Below are 18,698 nucleotides of genomic sequence, written 5' to 3' on the forward strand. Positions count from 1 at the left end.
CTTATAAATTTAATTCCTTATTGTAAAATTCTATACCCAGCATGAGACTCTGAGCAATTTTTCGTGCACGATCTATAAAAAAATCAGCAATTTCTTTTGAGCAAGTATTATATGCATTTTCTTCAAATATAGATAGCCAACGCAAAAAATGCTCTTTGTGTAAATTAGGAATATTTATGTGCTTTAAAAGAGGCTGACCTTTATATCGGCCTGTAGAGAGCACAATAGACGACCAAAAATCACACATACGCGATAAATGCTCATCCCAACTACCTTCAATAACACTATCAAAAATAGGCGCAATAAGTTCATCTTCTCTAACTTTAGAATAAAAGCTATGCACCAAATTCTCAATTATAGGCTCCGTAATACCTAGCGATAATCCGACATTATTACGAAAATTGGAAGCCAGCCTCGGTTTTTCTGCCATAATTACTTTACAAATTTTAAAGTTGCATCTAAAATACCCCTTATAAAATAATCTAACATATTTAGTTTATTAAACACAATAGTTTTTAAAAATTTATATGCGATTAACTCTTCACACTGATTATGCTTTCAGAATATTAATGCATTTAACCGCAAATAATGAAAGCTTAAGTACAATAGATCAGATAGCAAAAATATATAACATATCTAAAAATCATTTAGTTAAAGTAGTAAATACATTGGTAAAAGCAGGTTTTGTTAAAACAATCAGAGGTAAGGGAGGGGGTTTACGCCTGGCTTTTAAGCCTAAAGAAATTAACCTAGGCGCTGTTGTAAGGGCAACCGAGCCTGACTTTGCATTAGTGGAATGTTTTTTACCTACTAATTCCTGTATTATCACTCCTATTTGCGGATTAAGACATATATTTAATAAAGCCATTAGTAATTTTCTTAAAGAGTTAGATACTTATAATTTGCATGATTTAAATTTAAGCAAAGAAAAGATTGCCGGTATTGCAAAAATTTAATTTGTGCTCAATTATTGGGCACGCTAAGCAAGTAATTAGCTATCACTATAAAAAGATATAGTAAATTAAGTTGAGAATAACCTACATATAGGGAACATAGTTGAACTATAAAAAAATAAACTAAGTTTACGTATAAATGACTATGTCATTTATACGTGCACTCGCCATAAATGGCCGCTAGGCGCGTGCTTCTTACTATTTTTATTATCTGATTTTTTCAGTTGTAGGATATATAGTCAATATTAAACTTAACCTATTATATTTGAATAAGCGCGTTAGGTATTTAAGTTAATTCACTATATAAATTTTTCTATAATTAGCCTCGCCCGCTACCCTTGGATTGCTCTTCCGGCTGCTTATCCTTCAGTTCCTGTTTCAATTCGGTAAACACTTTATCCACTTTTTGTTCAGCACTCTTACCAAAAATAGAGCACACCAGATCCTTAATATTATCCATTAATCTTATTACAATATTGTTTACACTCGCATCCATCTTTATTGCATTCTTTGAAATTTGTGCAGCCTTGTTATAAATCTCTTCCATTTCTTGCGGAGTTACTTTCTGCTCTTTAGCATATTTCTCGGCAATTTCTCTTATGCCGCTCACAAGCTCCTGCGGTGATTTTTTACGATTATCGCCTATGACATTTTTAATATCTTTAATACAATTACCGATTGCTGCTTCATGTTTTTCTATCTGATCCAGAAAATAATTAATTTTAGTAATTTGCCGTACTTTTTGCATTAAATCATCTTTTGAAAATACAGGCTCTTTGATAATTTTTCCATTTTCACTTATAAGCTCTAAACCATATACTGTATTACCTGGTTTATCGAAGACATATTCGCAGTTAATTTTCAATTCCCGTTCATGAAAAATTGATTGTACTGCGGCATTTAAAATGTCTTTAGCTGTTGTCAGGCATAAATCATTCTTTCTCATATCATTATACGCATCTCTATAGTTACTTGCATCATTACTTCTTGACTTGCGTAACTTTCCGCTAATATCAGCAAAATCAATTTGAATAAAACCTTCTTTATTATTAAATTCATTTCCAATATGCTCTAACATACCGCGAACTGCGAAATTAACGCTCCTAAAATCCACTTTATCTTCCTTGGATCCGTTACGTAAAATTTTGATATTATCTACATATCCCGGATCAAAAGTTAATAGTTCTTCTTGCGGAGTAATGCCCTTCGGCGGTATAGGTTTTATTTCTTTAAACGGTGATTTAATTCGCCCTTTCATTTCTTTATTATCATTTTTCATATGTTTGCCATATTTATTATCTTTACATTATAATAACAAAATATGATTAACATCCGGTTAATACAAAAAAACATTTAACCGCTTAATCCTACCCCTTATCTTCAAGCGCGATTAGCACCAAGTACTTTGAAACAACAATAATTATAGGTATAAAAAATAAAATTAGCGCAACCAATAGCCATAAATAACCGTGGTTACTTATCCCGAGTGTTGCAAATATTAAGCTCGGCAATGCAAAAACCAATACAATAACGGAAAGCAACACGTTAGCTTTACTCCCGAGCAGCATAGCGCTTGATAACAATAAAAACAGTAATACAACCGCGCTTAGCAGCACTTGTGATATCAGCACTATATGCCAATATTCAAATCCCACTTCGGTTAAAAATAAAACCAGCGGGATGAGGCAGGATGATATCAAAACATAAAGTGCAAGTTGAGCCAAATATTTTGCGAGTATAATTAGCGCAAATTCCGCTCCGATTAAGTAAAACTGTTCCAAGAACCCAAGCTTATAATCTTTTGAGATGAGAGTTTCATGGGTTAAAATTAACACAAAAATGTTAATTACGAATATAATCCCAATGTTTACTTCAAGCGCCGCTTTAGCCGCCCCGATTGCAATTTTAAAAGTAATTACCGCAGTTAAGAAATAAAATAGCGGATAGATAAGCTCATTAAAGTTCCTAACACTTAACAACCACTGCCTTTTAAAAATCAGCTTAAAAACCTTAAAATCACTAGGCCTCATCTGCTGAGCTATTCGACTCATGTTTATAATCCTCAATTTCCAAAGTTAAAGGTGTTTTTAATTTAGTTTCCTGGTTGGTGGAAATTATAACAATTCCGCCTTGTGAACATTTAGCGGAAATTATGTTATGCAAGGTTTCTACACCTAAACTATCTAAATTTACTAACGGTTCATCTAAAAGCCAAATTTTAGCATGGCTAAGTAATAATTTACTCAATATAACTTTTCTTTTCATCCCTTTAGAAATTTTCTTTACCGGCAAATCCGCGACTTCCTCCAATGCAAAAGTTCTAATTGCAGCAGTAATAATTAACCCTGTATTATAAATTTCTGCCCAGAATTTTAGATTTTCCAATACGGTTAAGCCTTCATCCAAAGCTTCTTCATGACCTATATATTCGGTAAGGTAGCAATATTCATCAAGCGCTGATTCAATATTAATTTCATTAAAAAATATTTCACCTTTTTGAGGTTTTAGGATAGTTGCTATGGTTTTAAGCAAAGAAGTTTTACCGCTGCCGTTGCTTCCTTTAACAATAAGGCAAGCCCCATTCTGTAAAGAAAAGCCGAGATTAGAGAAAATATTTTTATTGCCTCTATTTAAGGATAAGTTGTTGCAGGTAAGCATTACTTACCGTCACTTTTATACTCTTCATAGAGATGCGCATATTCTTTGCCTAAACTTAAAAGCTCCTCATGACTTCCGAATTCCGATACTTTTCCTTCGGAAATAACATATATTATATCCGCTGATTCTATGGTCGATAACCTATGCGCAATTACTATAGTGGTTCTACCTTTTTTCAAATATTCCAAAGCCATTTGCACTTGTTTTTCCGATATTGCATCCAGAGCTGAAGTTGCTTCATCCATAAGCAGTATAGGAGCATTTTTTAAAATTGCTCTTGCAATTGCAATCCTCTGCCGCTGTCCGCCTGATAATTTCACCCCGTTTTGTCCGATTTGCGTATCATATCCCTCAGGCAAATTTATTATAAAATCATGAGCTGCAGCTGCAAGAGCCGCATCCGTAATCTCTTCCTCGGTTGCATTTAACTTACCATACCTGATATTTTCTCTAATGGTATCGTCAAAAAGCGCAACTTCCTGGCTGACTAGCGCCATAGAATCCCTTAGTGATCTAATCCTGATCTTAGAGATATCTTTCCCATCAATTAAAATCTCACCATAATTCGGATCATATAAACGTTGCAGCAGATTTAAAATAGTAGTTTTTCCACTTCCTGAAGTACCAACTAAAGCAATGGTTTTTTCCTGTGGAATAAACATATTTACCCCATCAAGAATTTTTATATCATTTTTATAAGAAAAGAAGACATTCTTAAATTCGATATTATAGCTTTTAAATTTAGCTTCCGGCAAGGTGATGTCATCATATATAGCCGGCTCTTCATCAAGCATGGTGAATAATCTTTTACATGCGGCAAGCCCCTCTTGTAATGAGGTATTAAGCTGAGAAATTGCCTTTAAAGGCCGGTATGCCATTAAAAGTGCAGCTACAAAAGAAAAGAATGCACCCGGAGTAGTGTGCCCTGAGATCACCTCTAAACCACCATACCAAATAATGGTTGCAATAGCTATTCCCCCTAAAGTTTCCATAATAGGAGATGACGCGGATTCAACATAGGCTCCTTTTTTGTAAAGCTCTAAAAACCTATCGATAATTCTATTAGCTCGAGAAATTTCATATTCTTCCCTGCAATATGATTTAATAATTCTGGTATTTTGGAATGTTTCATCAAGCCTTACGGTAAAGCCGCCAAGCTCTTCCTGAATATTACGGGCAATCTTACGCATTCTTTTACCAAGTCTGATGATAGGCAAAAACGCGATTGGAATCATAAGCAGTGCAATTATAGCTAAGCTAAAGCTTTGATAGAACATCACACCTATTAAACCGATCAAGGTAAAAAGCTCCATAACTCCACTGGTTACCACATCGGAAACCGTTTTCCGCATAGCGTTTATATCATTGGTAAAACGTGAGATTAAATTGCCTGAAGCATAATCGGTAAGAAAGTTTGTATCCGCATAAATTAAATGCTCATAAAGCCTAAGTTGTATGTCGGAAATGATTTTCTGCCCGATTTTCTTCATAGTGTAAGATTGTAAAAAAGAAGCTATTCCTTTAATTATCGCATTCACCACCACTGCGAAAGGAACAATGTAAAGCATGGTTAAATCTTTTTTAACAAAGATGTCATCCAATACAGGTTGCATCAACCAGGCTCCGATCGAAGTAGTAACGGAGATTATAATCATGCAGAAAATGGCAAACTGAATTTGTTTGCCCTGTAATTTTACATGCTCGCTAAACAGTCTTCCTATTAGGTATAAACTGCTGTCATATTTACTTTTCTTATTTTTCTTCTGAAACACACTAGTATCCCCTTATTCTACTATTTTTTTCCAGATTTCTTTTAAGAAAGATTGGTTTTGCTTTCTCTTTTTTTCCATGTTTTCTTCAAAAGCATTATCTTCCTCATAATCATAAGGAATTATTTCTTTAACCGGAGCTCGGTTTTCTTTGTTTTTAAATCTATTATTATTAACACCTTTTCCTTTTCTTTTGTCTACTCTTTTGTGGGTATGCTCCACTTCTCTCTCCTGTTCATGGAAGGTAGGTTTCTTAGCATTAGTTTTCCACTTTCTCTTAGCGGAAGAATCTTCTTCTTCAGCCGGTTCTTCAACCGCATAAGGCTCGACATCAATTGCCGATAATGCTGATTGTGTCACGGCTTCTTCCTTAGTCTTCTTACTTTTTTCAATAAAGAACCCGTCTGCACCCGCTTCTTCATCAGTATAAAAAGTTATTCTGACTTTATGTGATTTTTCAAGTTTTGAAATTTCCTCACGCTTATTATTTAAAATATAAAACATTAGTTTTTCACTGCCTGATACTTTAATCTCATCACAGCTTCCTTCAGCGAGATCATTATCCAATGCTCTTAAAACGGCAATAGCGGTTGCTTCCACTGGTCTGATTCTTCCCCTACCGTCGCAGTGCGCGCAAACGTGAGTGCTTGATTCAAAGAAGCTTTTACGCAGCCTCTGACGTGTCATTTCAAGTAAACCAAACATACTGATTCTATTTACTTGGATCCTTGCGCGGTCGTTACTAAGCGCCTCTTTAAACTCTCTTTCAACTGTTCTGCGATTTCTGGAATCCTCCATATCGATAAAGTCGATTACAATCAAACCGGATAAATCTCTAAGCTTAATTTGTCTGGCGATTTCCCGTGCAGCTTCCATATTGGTTTTTACTGCGGTGTTTTCTACATTTCTTTCAGAAGTTGCTCTTCCGGAGTTAACATCGATTGCAACAAGTGCTTCCGTATGGTTGATAACCAAATACCCGCCTGATTTAAGAGGTGCTACAGGATCGTAAAAAGTATTTAATTGATTTTCAATGTTATATTTTACAAATATAGGTGACTTGCCTTTATATTTTTTGACGCTGTCTACGCGTTTAGGCAGAATAAGTTCCATAAATTTTCTGGCATTTTCATAAGCTTCGTCGCCTGCAACCAAAATTTGCTCCATGTCGCTATTATAAAGGTCACGAATTGATTTTTTAATTACATCTCCTTCTTCATGGATGAAAGCCGGGGCTTTTGAAGCAAGCGTGTGTTCCCTAATATTATTCCAAAGCCTGATCAAATAATTAAAATCTCTTTTTACTTCGGTTTTGGTTTTATGAGCACCTGCGGTGCGCACGATAACGCTTGCGGCCGTACTTGCCTTCTCGTTTAGTTCATCCGCAACACTTTTTAGCCTTTGTCTTTCCTGGTTATCCATAATTTTTCTGGATACACCGCCTGCCCTTATTGAATTCGGCATTAAAACGCAATATCTGCCTGCAAGTGAGATATAAGTTGTAACCGATGCTCCTTTATTTCCCCTTTCTTCTTTTACGATTTGGATAAGCAGTACCTGATCTTTCTTTATTACTTCCTGAATTTTATAGTTTTTATAAAAATCTGGACGGAATTCTCCGACCGAACTTTCTTCACCTTCAGCTTCCGAAGAAATTAATTCGGCTTCAGCTTCCTCTCCTTCGGAAGCGGCATCTCCTTCAGCAGGTTCTTGAGCGATTGTATCCTTAGTATTTTTAGTCTCTTTAACTTCTTCTTCTCCTTCTTCTTCGATATCAAACTGCTCGATTTTCCTATTTTCATCTAATAACAACTCTTTATCTTCCGCATCAACCATAGATGAAAGTAAAGCTTCTTTATCCACCTTAGGCAATTGGTAATAAGAAGGGTGGATTTCAGGAAAAGGTAAGAATGCATGTCTTTCCCCTCCGTAATCAACAAATGCAGCCTGTAATGAAGGCTCAACTCTAATTACTTTTGCTAAATATATATTTCCCTTTGTAGATTTCTTATAAGTGTTTTGATAATCAAATTCTTCAATTATTCCTTTATTAATCACTACTGCGCGCGTTTCTTCAGGATGTGCGCCATCTATCACCATCAGTTTTGACATCTCTTTTCCTCGTTATCTCTGATTTAAATTCTAAAAACATAGTTTAATTTTGATAAAACTTTTGTGCTTCAAAGCATTGTACAATTGCCTGCACCGATAAAATAAGCTATTTAAAGCAAGTATTTAAAAGTAAATCCGCATTTAGTCAATCTATTTTAAGTAACAGCCTTAGTTCCTTAATTTTTGTATAAAGCGATGCATTAAACTATATCGAATGAGCAAAAATATCTATTTCCGGCCAACCGCTTAAATCCAGATCGGCTCTGGTAGGTAAAAACTCAAAGCACTTCCCTGCAAGTTCCAGTCTCCCTTCACGCTTAAGCATAAAATCCAACTTATCTTTTAATGCATGCAAATATAAAACATCCGAAGCTGCATAATTAATCTGATCCTGGGTAAGCTTAGCCGCCCCCCAATCGGAGGTTTGCTGCTGCTTGGAAATCTTAACTCCGAGCAGTTCATGGCATAAATCTTTTAAGCTATGCTGATCCGTATATGTACGCGCAAGCCTGGAGGCTACCTTAGTACAATAAACGTTTTTAAGTTCGACTTTTAAGTAATGATGCATAATTGCAATATCAAAACGAGCAAAATGGAAAATTTTTATCCGGCTTTCATCATTTAAAAACTTTTTTAAATTAGGACAATCATATTGCTTATTCGGAAAATGCACCACATGGACATTTTTTGCTTCATCGCTTAGTTGCACGACACAAAGCCTATCCCTAAAGTTATTAAGACCCATAGCTTCGGTATCAATTGCTAGATTACCTTGAAGTGAAACATTACTCGGAAGGTCATCAATATGATATTTAGTATTTATAGCGGTCTCCTTATTACTGGTCATTCGTTCCTCTTTATATAATACAAATCAATTAATATAAATAAATTTTCTGTCATTTTTTATCCTAAAAGGTTAATATGCGTTCGCAGCATCAATTGAAATAACAATATGTATAAACTTATTGCAGGGCTCGGCAACCCGGGAGAGAGATATAAAAACACTCGTCATAACTTAGGGTTTATGGCGATAGATGAAATTGCACTGAAACTCAATGTTATGCAATTTGTTAATAAATTTCATGCTGAATTTATTTCTCTCCAAGTTGGAAATTACAAAATTCTTCTGCTAAAGCCACAAACTTTTATGAATAATTCAGGCACGGCAATCAGAGAATGCGCTAATTTTTATAAGATACTACCCCAAGATATTTTAGTAATCCATGATGAGCTTGATCTGGAAACAGGCAAAATAAAAATTAAAATAGGCGGCGGCAGCGGCGGCCATAATGGTTTAAAATCAATTGATCAAAATATAGGTAATAATTATTACAGGCTTAGGTTCGGCGTAGGAAAGCCGGAGCATAAATCTCAGGTTTCCGATTATGTTCTGCATAATTTTAATAGTAATGAAATCAAAATTGTATCTCAGGGCTTAAAATTTATTAGTAATAATCTTGGATTATTACTCAATTCCAACTATGATAATTTTCTAAATAATTATGCAAATGAACTTAAAAAAAACGTGGAGCAAAAATAATGGGATTTAAATGTGGAATCGTCGGTCTTCCTAACGTCGGTAAATCAACTCTTTTCAATGCACTCACCTCTTCTCAGGCTGCTGAGGCGGCAAATTACCCTTTCTGTACAATTGAACCGAACGTCGGAAAAGTTTCCGTTCCTGACGAAAGAATTAATAAACTTGCAGCTATTGCGCATTCGGCTAAAATTATTCCCAATCAAATAGAATTTGTTGATATCGCAGGTTTAGTCAGGGGCGCAAGTAAAGGCGAAGGTTTAGGCAATCAATTTTTATCTCATATCAGGGAAGTAGATGCGATAGTAAACGTACTACGTTGCTTTGATGATGATGATATCACCCATGTCGAAGGGAAAGTTGACCCGATCAGCGATATTGAGATCATAGAAACCGAACTTATTCTTGCCGACCTCGAAAGCTTAGAGAAACGCTTACCCAATTTAGAAAAGAAAGCAAGAACCGATAAAGAACTGGCACTTGATGTTGAGCTGATTAATCAGGTTACTAAAGTATTAGGCAGCGGTAAACCTGCAAGACTTGCCCTGACTAAGGATAATGAAAAGCGCCTTAAGAATCTACAGCTTCTTACTTCAAAACCCGTAATGTATGTCTGTAATGTTGCGGAAGATGATGTTTTATCAGGCAACAAATACTCCGAACAAGTTTTAAACAAGGCGAAGGCTGAGGGGGCATTTTGCGTTTTGGTTTCTGCTAAAATTGAAGCTGATATTGCAAATCTTGAAAGCGAGGAAGAGAAAAAGGAATTTTTAGAAAGTCTCGGTATGAAAGAAACGGGTTTAAGCCAAGTAATTAAAGCCGGCTATGATATGCTCGGGCTCATTACTTTCTTTACCATAGGGCCTAAGGAAGCTCATGCTTGGACTATTATAAACGGCACTCTTGCTCCCCAAGCTGCCGGAGTTATCCATACCGACTTTGAAAAAGGATTTATCAGATCCGAAACCACTTCTTACGAAGATTATATAAAATATAACGGGGAAAGTGGCGCAAGAGAGGCTGGAAGACTAAGGCTGGAAGGTAAAGATTACAAAGTTAATGATGGTGATATACTGCACTTTAGATTTAATGTTTAAATTATTATTATAAATATGCTAATCTATTGATTAACTATAATGTAAATAATTGAATTATGAATTTCTTACTTAGCAATAGAACAGTAACTTTAGGTGCAATCGGGCTAATGTTTTTTTTAGCTTACAGTAATTATAAGGAATATAAAAAAGAATATACTCCCGAGTATTATAAAAAGCAGGAAATTTTTTATAAAGGAGTAAATCAAACCGAATCCAAAGGTGCTAACGCAAAACACAGCATTAATTTTGATCCTCATAAAGATCCTGATGATTATTCTTTAACCGAGAAAGTTATCTACAAAGTATTTAAAAATGATATTGAAAAAGCTAAGCAGATAAGCGGGCAAGCTGCATTAAGATTTAATACTAATCACGATACCCAAACTATCAGAGGAATGAATAATCAACTCGGCAGATTTACTCCACCTCCTCCGCAGCAGCATGTTATAGCTGGCTCAAGTGATGATACGCCTCTCATATTCGGCGCTAAAGGGGGTGATAAACTAACTTTTTCTTATAAAGTCCGTGAGCTTGAAAATGCCATCCCCTATTCCAAACAAATTATACTAGGCAAAAAAACCGCTCCTCAAGCAATTGAAAAAGCTCTTATAGGTATGACAGTTGGGGAAAAACGATTAACTAAGCTGGCACTTAAAGAGATTGATAAAAATAGCCGAACTGATGAAAAAGTCGTGATAGAAATCACGCTGCATAAAATAGGTTAAAGAGAGCTTTTAAAATAGGATGCTTACCCTAAACGGTAAGCTGAACACTTGCTATTTTAGCTAAATTAAGAATTATGATAATTAATAAGAATATCATATTTACAAAAATGAAAAATAACAGCAACCGCACCTTAACGGACGACCCGATAATCCTGAAAATTATCGAAGCGGCTAGAAACTTCGATCATAAAGCTTTAGAAGAGGTTAATGTAAATCAACGAGATAAAAAAACAGGCTTCCATGCTGCAACGATACTAGCTTATAACAGAGAAACGGAGGTAATAAAATTTTTAAAGCCATACATACTAGGTATCGCTAAAGATAGATTTGGCATCAGAAAAAAGGTAATGAAAACAGCAACTGAACTTATTAATTCGCAAGTAGGGATAAAACATGTTTGGGATCACCTTTATAAAAATATAGTAGTAGAGGGATTCATCATGGGTGGACATACCGATTTAGCGCTAGAATGGATCAATAAAGGAGCAGATGTAAATATTGCTGTAAGTATTGCTGCTAAACAGGGGAATGATGCGTTGGTAACTTTATTGCTGAATAACTATAAAGTAAATATTCATGCAGCCGTATATATGGCTGCCGAAGGCGGGAATGAGGAACTGGTAGATTCATTGCTGACTCGCGGAGCCAATACATCTTTCGCTATAAGCGGTGCTGAAATAGGAGGACACAGGAACCTAACGCAGAGGTTATTAGAGCAAGCAAAAAATGAAGATAATTATGAATACGCTTTAAATAAAGCTGTGAGGGAAGCCGCAGGTTATGAGCATAAAGAGCTGGCGGAATGGTTAATTGAAGAATATAAGGCAAATCCGCTTGAAGCCTTAAATGGAGCTATTTGGAATAAATCTTTTAACTTTGCTACATACTTGATAAGCAATTATAAAATATTACCTGAAAAAATATCTGCTTCTTATAATGATGATTTAAAATCATATTTCAAAAAAAAGAAATACAATATCTATTCTTTTCTCAGCGGCATCACTGATAATGAGCTAAGAAAAGCATATATCCACCATACAGCTACTATCTTAGACATTAGTCCTGATAAGCTTAGTAATAATTTTAGCAGTATACTAAAAACTATGGAAGACGAGAAATTATCTTTCGATGATGCATATGTTTACTATGTTGAGAAGAAATATATAGCCTGCGGAATATCAACTCCGCTGGGTGATTATGTAGCCTCTTTCTATAAAGTATATACTGCAAATGCTCCTATTACGAGGGAAGAAATACTAATACCTTCTGAAATTTTAAATAAAATCGCGCACTTTTGTATAGAGCACCCGAAGCTTAAGCGTGATGATAAATCGAATGAGCAGAAATACCCCCCGTTATCGGAGAGCGGAATAAATAAGGTTATTAATTTATGGGTAAATAGAATAAATGTTGTTTGCTTTGAAAGAACCGAAAGAATTAAAGCTCAAGTCAGTGAGCTGGCACTTTTAATTACAACGGCTTATAATGATAACTTCCCCGCAGTAATAACTCACTCTATAAATGACCTATATAATTCGGTAACCGGCTTTAGAGATAAGCTCACGGAAGAAAAATCCGATGGAAGGGGGAACCAAATCTAAAGGGTTAAAATTAAGAAAAATTTTTAACAATATATTAATTATATTATTCATAAAAATATATTATAACAGCAGGTTAAATTATTAAATTTATATTATAAATGAAAAATAACCTCAATTCCATTTTAATAAATAATCCGGAAACACTACAGATCATTGAAGCGGTAAAGATACGGGATTATGAAGAATTAAAAAAAATATGGGATAACCCAGCAAATAAAAAAACTGCTCTTAATGCTGTAAAAATATTAGCCGGGCATAGAGAGCTGGAAGCAATTAAACTTTTAATGTCTATTTCTTCTTATGATATTTCAAGCTTCATGGTTGAAGGGTTTGCGGTGAGGGGCGATATTGATCTCACTTTAGAATGGATAAACAAGGGGGTAAATGTACATAATGCCGTAAAAGGTGCCGCAGAAGGCGGCCATGTAAGCTTGGTAAACTTGCTACTTGGAGAACATAAGGCAAGTATACATGATGCCGTAAAAGGTGCTGCCGAAGGCGGCCATGAAGAATTGATGTATTCATTATTAGCTCGGGGAGCAAACATAAATTTTGCTGTAGAAGGAACTGTACTACGGGAAGATAAGAAATTACTGGGAAGGCTATTAAATCAAATAAAAAAAACAGTAAATTATAAAAATATTTTAAACACGGCCTTGATTACAGCTGCAAAACATCAGCAGAGAGAATCCATAAAATGGTTAATCGAAGAATATAATACGGATCCGATAAAAGCTTTAAACGGGGCAATTTATGAAAAAGATTTCGGTTTTGCAATAGAGATAATGCTCACCTATAAAGATAAAATAATACCCGAAAATATATCCCCTGTGTTAACTCCTCATTTAAAAAAGTATTTTAATGAAAAATTTAATATTTACTACTTCTTAAGCAGTGTTACTGATGATGAATTAAGAGAGAAATATATCCAGCATATAGCTAAAATCATAAGAGCTGATACTGAACAACTTAAGGATAATACGGAGGATTTCATTGATATTATGAAGAATCATAAATTATCCGCCAATGATGCATATGTTTACTATGTTGAAGCTAAATATATCGAGCGGAAGAACCCAACTCCGCTGGGTGATTACATATCATCATTTTATTCTTTATATAATACGAATATATTTACTCCCCAAGGAGGAAACAATGAAATATGCATACCAAATGAGATACTGAACAGAATAGCTTATTTTTGTACGGAGCACCCTAAACTTAAACATGATGATAAATCTTCGGGTCATAGATATTCTTCCCTATCTGAAAAAGGAAATAATGCGGTTATTGACCTTTGGTTTGAAAGAATAGGGGAGATTATTTCTTTAAGACCTGAGGAATATATAAGAAAGGTTAGCGAGTCAGCAATAATGCTCACCTATGAAGATGACGACAACTTCTCTCCGGTGATATCCAATCCCATAAAATATGAATATACTTCAGGCTTTGCAGATAGGATCAGAGCTAGGCAAACCAATGTACTTGATCGTTAAGCATAGCCCAAGCCGATAAAGTAGCACCTACCTTAGATGGGCAGCGCTCATAAAAATTATTAAATAATTTTTATGAATATCACTTTTTATACAACCAATAAGCTAAAGATATTTATTAGCAAACATATTGCTTAATTTATCATACAATTCCCGTAAACAGCTTTACCGCTAAGCTTACAGGTGAAAAACCCGAGGTAAGAGAGCGTTAAACCGAGATAAACATCAATAAAAAACAGACCTATTGTTGATAAGCGAAACATCTGTTATAATATTCTAAAAATAGTAACAGACAGCGGATGAATACCCCCAAACATTTCGATGCGGTTATATTCGGCGGCAGCTATATGGGACTTACCCTGGCACTTTTTCTTGCAAAGCTTGATCTCAAAATCGCTGTAGTAGAGAAGCAAAACCTGAATTTGACTAAAAAGAATAATGAGCCATCCCGTTTACTGGCAATTGCCAAAGCTTCCATGGATATTTATAAGAAATATAATATAAATGACCTGTTTGGGAGTGAAGCTGAGCCGATTACTTTTATTAGAGTTTTAGAAGAAGGAACTACCGCTTACCTTGATTTCAACCCGCAGGAACTTGGCTTAAGCAAGTTCGGCGTAATGATTGAAGAGCATGTGTTACTGAAAAGGTTATATAACAAAGCAATTAACACCCCAAATATATCTCTGTTTTATAACCGTGAAGCCGCCAACATAATCACTGAGAAACATAAGTCTCAAATTAAGTTTAAAGATGAGTCGGAGTTCACCACCTCACTCATAGTTGGATGTGACGGCAGAAATTCCTGGGTTAGAAGATTTTCAGGAATAGGTGTGCAGAATTTTGATTATAAACAATCGGCGATTGTGTGCGATATTTCACATACTCACAACCATGAAGGTGCGGCAATTGAAAAATTTATGCCCGAAGGACCTTTTGCTATTTTGCCGAAATTCGGCGGCTATAGTTCGGCAATCGTCTGGACTTGTGAATCCAAGCATGCAGCGGCAATTGCAGAGCTTGATAAAGAAACGATTGCAGAAATTATAGCAAAGAAATTTGGTGATTATTTAGGGGAGCTAAAGGTAACCGGTGACATTAAATTTTTTCCGCTCAAATTAATCAGTGCAAAAAGTTATATAGCATCAAGGCTTGCTTTAGCGGGAGATGCAGCGCATGCGATTCATCCTATTTCCGGTCAAGGCCTAAATCTGGGGATAAGAGATGCCTTAAAGCTTGCCGAGCTAATTGAGCAAAATCTGGAATTGGGTTTGGATATCGGCTCGGAATTAATGCTTAAAGAATATGAGAGAACAAGGAAAGTTGATAACAATGTGATGATAGAGGCAACTCACCATTTAAATTTATTGTTTTCCAATAATATAATGCCTATAAAACTAATCCGCGGAATCGGACTAAAAGCAGTGAATAAAATACCCCCTCTTAAAAAAATGTTTATGAAATATGCAATGGGTCTGATATAATGGTTTTAATTATAAAAATTGAAGATAAGCTGAGGTCGGCATTTAATCCTGAGCACCTGGAAGTATCGGATGATTCGGCAGCACATGAGGGGCATTTAAACTATAAGCACGGGACTGTTACTCACATTAAAATAAAAATAAAATCATTATGTTTTAAAGGCAAAACTAAGATCTCTATGCATCAGTTAATTTATAACACCCTGGCAGAAGAGATAAAAATGGGACTACATGCAATTTCAATCGAGGCAGACGAATAAATTATGAAAGCTTTAAAAGAAACCGCTAAACATTTTTTTGATCAAGAAATTTTAAGGAAATATGATATCAGAGGTACCTTCGGTAAAAACCTCAATGAAGCTGATGCATATTATTTAGGCAAAAGCTTCGCCGTGTTTCTGCATAATAACAATATACCCCTTAAGGTGTGCGTCGGTTACGACGGAAGAATCAGTTCTCCTTCCCTTGAAAAGGAACTGACGGAAGGATTAAGCGAGTCAAACGTTGAAGTAGTAAGAATCGGATTAGTGCCAACTCCGGTACTTTATTTTGCTACTCACTTTATTCCCGGAGCCATATCAGGCATTATGGTCACCGGCTCACATAATCCGCCTGATCAAAATGGTTTTAAAATGGTAGCCGACCATGCCTCGGTTTTTGACAACGATATATCGGAACTGGGAGAGATTGCGAAGAGAGGAAAGTTTATCGATAGCAGCGGCGAAGTTAAAACAACTAATATTATTGAAGCTTACCTTAGTAAAATTATTAAGCTCAACACTCCTTCTAATTCTATTTTAAAAAAATTAAAGGTAGTATGGGATCCGGCTAACGGAGCGGCTTGCGAAGTAATCAAGCAATTGGTTGAAAGATTGCCCGGTGAACATAAAGTTATTAACGGCAAGGTAGATGGGACGTTTCCATCTCATCATGCTGATCCCACCCAACCGGAGAATTTAGTGCAACTGATAGATGAAGTTAAGAAAGAAGGAGCAGATTTAGGCATAGCCTTTGACGGCGACGGTGACCGTATAGGAGTAGTTGATAGTGAAGGTAGAATACTATACGGTGATCAACTGCTTATGATATATGCAAAAGATCTGCTTAGCAGAAATAAGAATGCTAAAATTATAGCTGACGTCAAAACCAGCCAAGTTGTTTTTGAAAGTATCAGAAACTGGGGCGGAGAAGATATTTTATGGAAGACGGGGCACTCTTTAATTAAGCAGAAAATGAAAGAAGAAAACGCTATGCTTGCCGGCGAAATGAGCGGGCACGTGTTCTTTGCTGAAGATTATTACGGCTATGATGATGCAATTTTTGCCGCAGTCAGGTTATTGAAAATTTTATATGACGGCGAGAAATCATTAACTGAAATTTATGATGAGTTACCTAAAACCATATCTACTCCCGAAATCAGAATTGAATGCACGGAAAAAAGAAAGTTTAAAATCATTGATGAAGTCACCTTGCATGCAAAAAAGCTTGGTTTAAGTATTAATAACATCGATGGTGTCAGAGTAAACAATGATTTAGGCTGGTGGCTGGTGCGTGCTTCAAACACACAAAATTGCCTGGTTGTAAGAGTGGAAAGTCTTAGTGAAGCCGGTTTGAATGCACTGTGCAAAGAGCTTTTTGAAATCCTTGAAATTATTGAAAATACTTTGGATTTATCTCCGCTTAGTAGATTTGTTTAAGATGTATATAGGATATTCAACTTAATCTACTTATATTTAAAACAGAATAAAATCGAACGGCTTTAAGCTTATAGTTTTAAGCCTTTCACACCTTATAACTTTTGCAATAATAATTCATTGATAAGTTAATAATAAATTAACCTAATATCTCTATTTATTTAATCTCTTTATATTATATTACCTGCATTATTAAATTTAGTATCTTATATGTATTATAATGCTTTAAAAAATTATCATGGCCTGTTTAGAAACCCTTGGGTAGGAACCGCCCTAAGTGCAGGGCTTATTTATGCCTTAGACGGTTACTCAAATTATATGCAGATAGCTCACATGGCATTGGGCTTAACATCTATGTATTTACAACTAAAATCCAATCCTTGGGACTATGAATTTATAAAGAATTCTATTCAGTATTACATAAGGTCACATTTATGGGAATTTGCTTTTACGGCATGTACGGCACTTGTTATCTACTCTGTTGCACCTTCCTACCTTTCCGTTTCCTTCTCTGATTTATTAGTAAGGCATAATACTGCCCAAAACGATACTATCAAGATTATTAATCTGCTTACAACAGTATCGGATTGTATTTTGGAAAGGATTGCAGGGTATAATACTATGTATTTTATGAAAACTCATCAACTAAATGACATTAGCCGGTATGCTGATAAAACTAATAAAGAAAATTTGAAATTATTACTAAAAGAGATAAGTTTTTCTTTTGAAGAATTAAAAGAAAGCATAGGTGTATCAAAAAACACACAATTATATATCAATAATAACCCATTTTTCGGGGGAGCATCAACAGGAGAAATAGTTGTAAAACCCTTTGTTGAATTAAATATAGGAACGATTAATCATCACCTTAACAAAAATAATGGCGATAGTACCAAAACCATAAAATGCCTTAATGCAATAATTGCACATGAACTAGGGCACATAAAGCATCATCACACTTTGAAAACTCTATTACTAAAGATGTGTATTACTACTATAGAAGTCCTAAGTTCAAATATTTTACCTACAGCATATGTAAACTCAATTCTAAGCACTATAGGGAAAGCATTTTCTCAACATAATGTATATGAAGCCGATGAGGTTGCAATAAGAGCAGTCGGTAAAAAAGCTTTTATAAAAGCATTAGATAATAGCTTTGCAAATCCGTTAATTCAAATATTGGATCCTATAGCAAAAAATAGCGAAAATACCCATCCAACAATTATAAACCGGATTGAAAGAGCTAGAAATTTTGTTGACACCATCGATCAACCCTTAGGCAGCAGAGTAGTTTCCATAGTATGATTACAGGGTAGATTCGGCACCCTTAACCTCTCTTGAAGGTAGCTTTACAACCTCTATTTATAGTGTATTAAGTTGAATATCCTACATACATCGAGCATAGTTAAACTATAAAAGATTAAACTAAGTTTGCGAATAAATGACATAGTCATTTATTCGAGCACACGCCATAAATGGCCGCTAGGCGCGTGCTTCTTACTAGTCTTATTATCTGATTTCTTAGTTGTAGGCAATATTGTCATATTAAACTTAATACACTATATCTGTTTAGCTGCC

The 18,698-nt window shown here is 35.3% G+C and carries 17 protein-coding genes; 10 read left to right on the forward strand and 7 right to left on the reverse strand.

The window, feature by feature from the left end; translation table 11 throughout:
- Position 1: 1 nt before the first annotated feature.
- Entirely contained in the window at positions 2–430 is a 429-nt protein-coding gene (locus I862_RS02505; RefSeq protein WP_052646336.1) for a group III truncated hemoglobin, read from the reverse strand.
- 97 nt (positions 431–527) lie between these two features.
- Between I862_RS02505 and I862_RS02510 the strand changes: the two genes are divergently transcribed.
- Entirely contained in the window at positions 528–956 is a 429-nt protein-coding gene (locus I862_RS02510) for an RrF2 family transcriptional regulator (RefSeq protein ID WP_038538606.1), read from the forward strand.
- Positions 957–1,272: 316 nt separating this feature from the next.
- Here I862_RS02510 and I862_RS02515 read toward each other — a convergent pair whose 3' ends face one another.
- The 6 genes from I862_RS02515 to I862_RS02540 form a co-directional block, all read right to left on the reverse strand.
- The gene (locus I862_RS02515) at positions 1,273–2,232 is read right to left on the reverse strand and encodes a hypothetical protein (protein ID WP_038538609.1); all 960 of its coding nucleotides are present in this window, start codon (positions 2,230–2,232) and stop codon (positions 1,273–1,275) included.
- 88 nt (positions 2,233–2,320) lie between these two features.
- Positions 2,321–3,004, reverse strand: a complete 684-nt coding sequence (locus I862_RS02520; RefSeq protein ID WP_084173771.1) for a heme exporter protein CcmB — start codon at positions 3,002–3,004, stop codon at positions 2,321–2,323.
- A complete protein-coding gene (ccmA, locus tag I862_RS02525; RefSeq protein ID WP_052646337.1) occupies positions 2,973–3,611 on the reverse strand; it encodes a heme ABC exporter ATP-binding protein CcmA in 639 nt (212 codons plus the stop codon). Before ccmA ends, I862_RS02520 begins: the two co-directional genes overlap by 32 nt.
- Positions 3,611–5,383: an ABC transporter ATP-binding protein gene (locus I862_RS02530; RefSeq protein WP_052646338.1), complete on the reverse strand. Its 1,773-nt coding sequence runs from the start codon at positions 5,381–5,383 to the stop codon at positions 3,611–3,613. Before I862_RS02530 ends, ccmA begins: the two co-directional genes overlap by 1 nt.
- Positions 5,384–5,395: 12 nt before the next feature.
- The gene (locus I862_RS02535; RefSeq protein ID WP_052646339.1) at positions 5,396–7,492 is read right to left on the reverse strand and encodes an Rne/Rng family ribonuclease; all 2,097 of its coding nucleotides are present in this window, start codon (positions 7,490–7,492) and stop codon (positions 5,396–5,398) included.
- Between the two features lie 205 nt (positions 7,493–7,697).
- Entirely contained in the window at positions 7,698–8,315 is a 618-nt protein-coding gene (locus tag I862_RS02540) for a ribonuclease D (protein ID WP_038541150.1), read from the reverse strand.
- Positions 8,316–8,444: 129 nt separating this feature from the next.
- Here I862_RS02540 and pth point away from each other — a divergent pair, with 129 nt between their 5' ends.
- From pth to I862_RS02585, 9 genes are all read left to right on the forward strand, one after another.
- The gene (pth, locus tag I862_RS02545; RefSeq protein ID WP_038538616.1) at positions 8,445–9,032 is read left to right on the forward strand and encodes an aminoacyl-tRNA hydrolase; all 588 of its coding nucleotides are present in this window, start codon (positions 8,445–8,447) and stop codon (positions 9,030–9,032) included.
- Positions 9,032–10,126 (forward strand): redox-regulated ATPase YchF, encoded by a 1,095-nt coding sequence (gene ychF, locus I862_RS02550; RefSeq protein ID WP_038538619.1) that lies wholly within the window; start codon positions 9,032–9,034, stop codon positions 10,124–10,126. The genes pth and ychF overlap by 1 nt, the downstream gene beginning before the upstream one ends.
- Before the next feature lie 56 nt (positions 10,127–10,182).
- The gene (locus tag I862_RS02555; protein ID WP_038538622.1) at positions 10,183–10,851 is read left to right on the forward strand and encodes a hypothetical protein; all 669 of its coding nucleotides are present in this window, start codon (positions 10,183–10,185) and stop codon (positions 10,849–10,851) included.
- A gap of 107 nt (positions 10,852–10,958) precedes the next feature.
- Positions 10,959–12,452 (forward strand): ankyrin repeat domain-containing protein, encoded by a 1,494-nt coding sequence (locus tag I862_RS02560; RefSeq protein WP_148299471.1) that lies wholly within the window; start codon positions 10,959–10,961, stop codon positions 12,450–12,452.
- A 98-nt stretch (positions 12,453–12,550) separates the two neighbouring features.
- Positions 12,551–13,948, forward strand: a complete 1,398-nt coding sequence (locus I862_RS02565) for an ankyrin repeat domain-containing protein (RefSeq protein WP_038538630.1) — start codon at positions 12,551–12,553, stop codon at positions 13,946–13,948.
- A 296-nt stretch (positions 13,949–14,244) separates the two neighbouring features.
- Entirely contained in the window at positions 14,245–15,429 is a 1,185-nt protein-coding gene (locus I862_RS02570) for a UbiH/UbiF/VisC/COQ6 family ubiquinone biosynthesis hydroxylase (RefSeq protein ID WP_052646341.1), read from the forward strand.
- Positions 15,429–15,686 carry a BolA family protein gene (locus I862_RS02575; protein WP_038538633.1) on the forward strand — a complete coding sequence of 86 codons (258 nt, stop codon included), beginning with the start codon at positions 15,429–15,431 and terminating at the stop codon, positions 15,684–15,686. Before I862_RS02570 ends, I862_RS02575 begins: the two co-directional genes overlap by 1 nt.
- A 3-nt stretch (positions 15,687–15,689) precedes the next feature.
- Positions 15,690–17,123 (forward strand): phosphoglucomutase/phosphomannomutase PgmG, encoded by a 1,434-nt coding sequence (gene pgmG / locus I862_RS02580; protein WP_038538636.1) that lies wholly within the window; start codon positions 15,690–15,692, stop codon positions 17,121–17,123.
- Between the two features lie 207 nt (positions 17,124–17,330).
- Positions 17,331–18,425 carry a M48 family metalloprotease gene (locus tag I862_RS02585; RefSeq protein ID WP_038538639.1) on the forward strand — a complete coding sequence of 365 codons (1,095 nt, stop codon included), beginning with the start codon at positions 17,331–17,333 and terminating at the stop codon, positions 18,423–18,425.
- The last annotated feature ends 273 nt before the right edge of the window (positions 18,426–18,698 follow it).

It is taken from the genome of endosymbiont of Acanthamoeba sp. UWC8, assembly GCF_000730245.1.
Classification (GTDB): Bacteria; Pseudomonadota; Alphaproteobacteria; order Rickettsiales; family Midichloriaceae; genus Jidaibacter.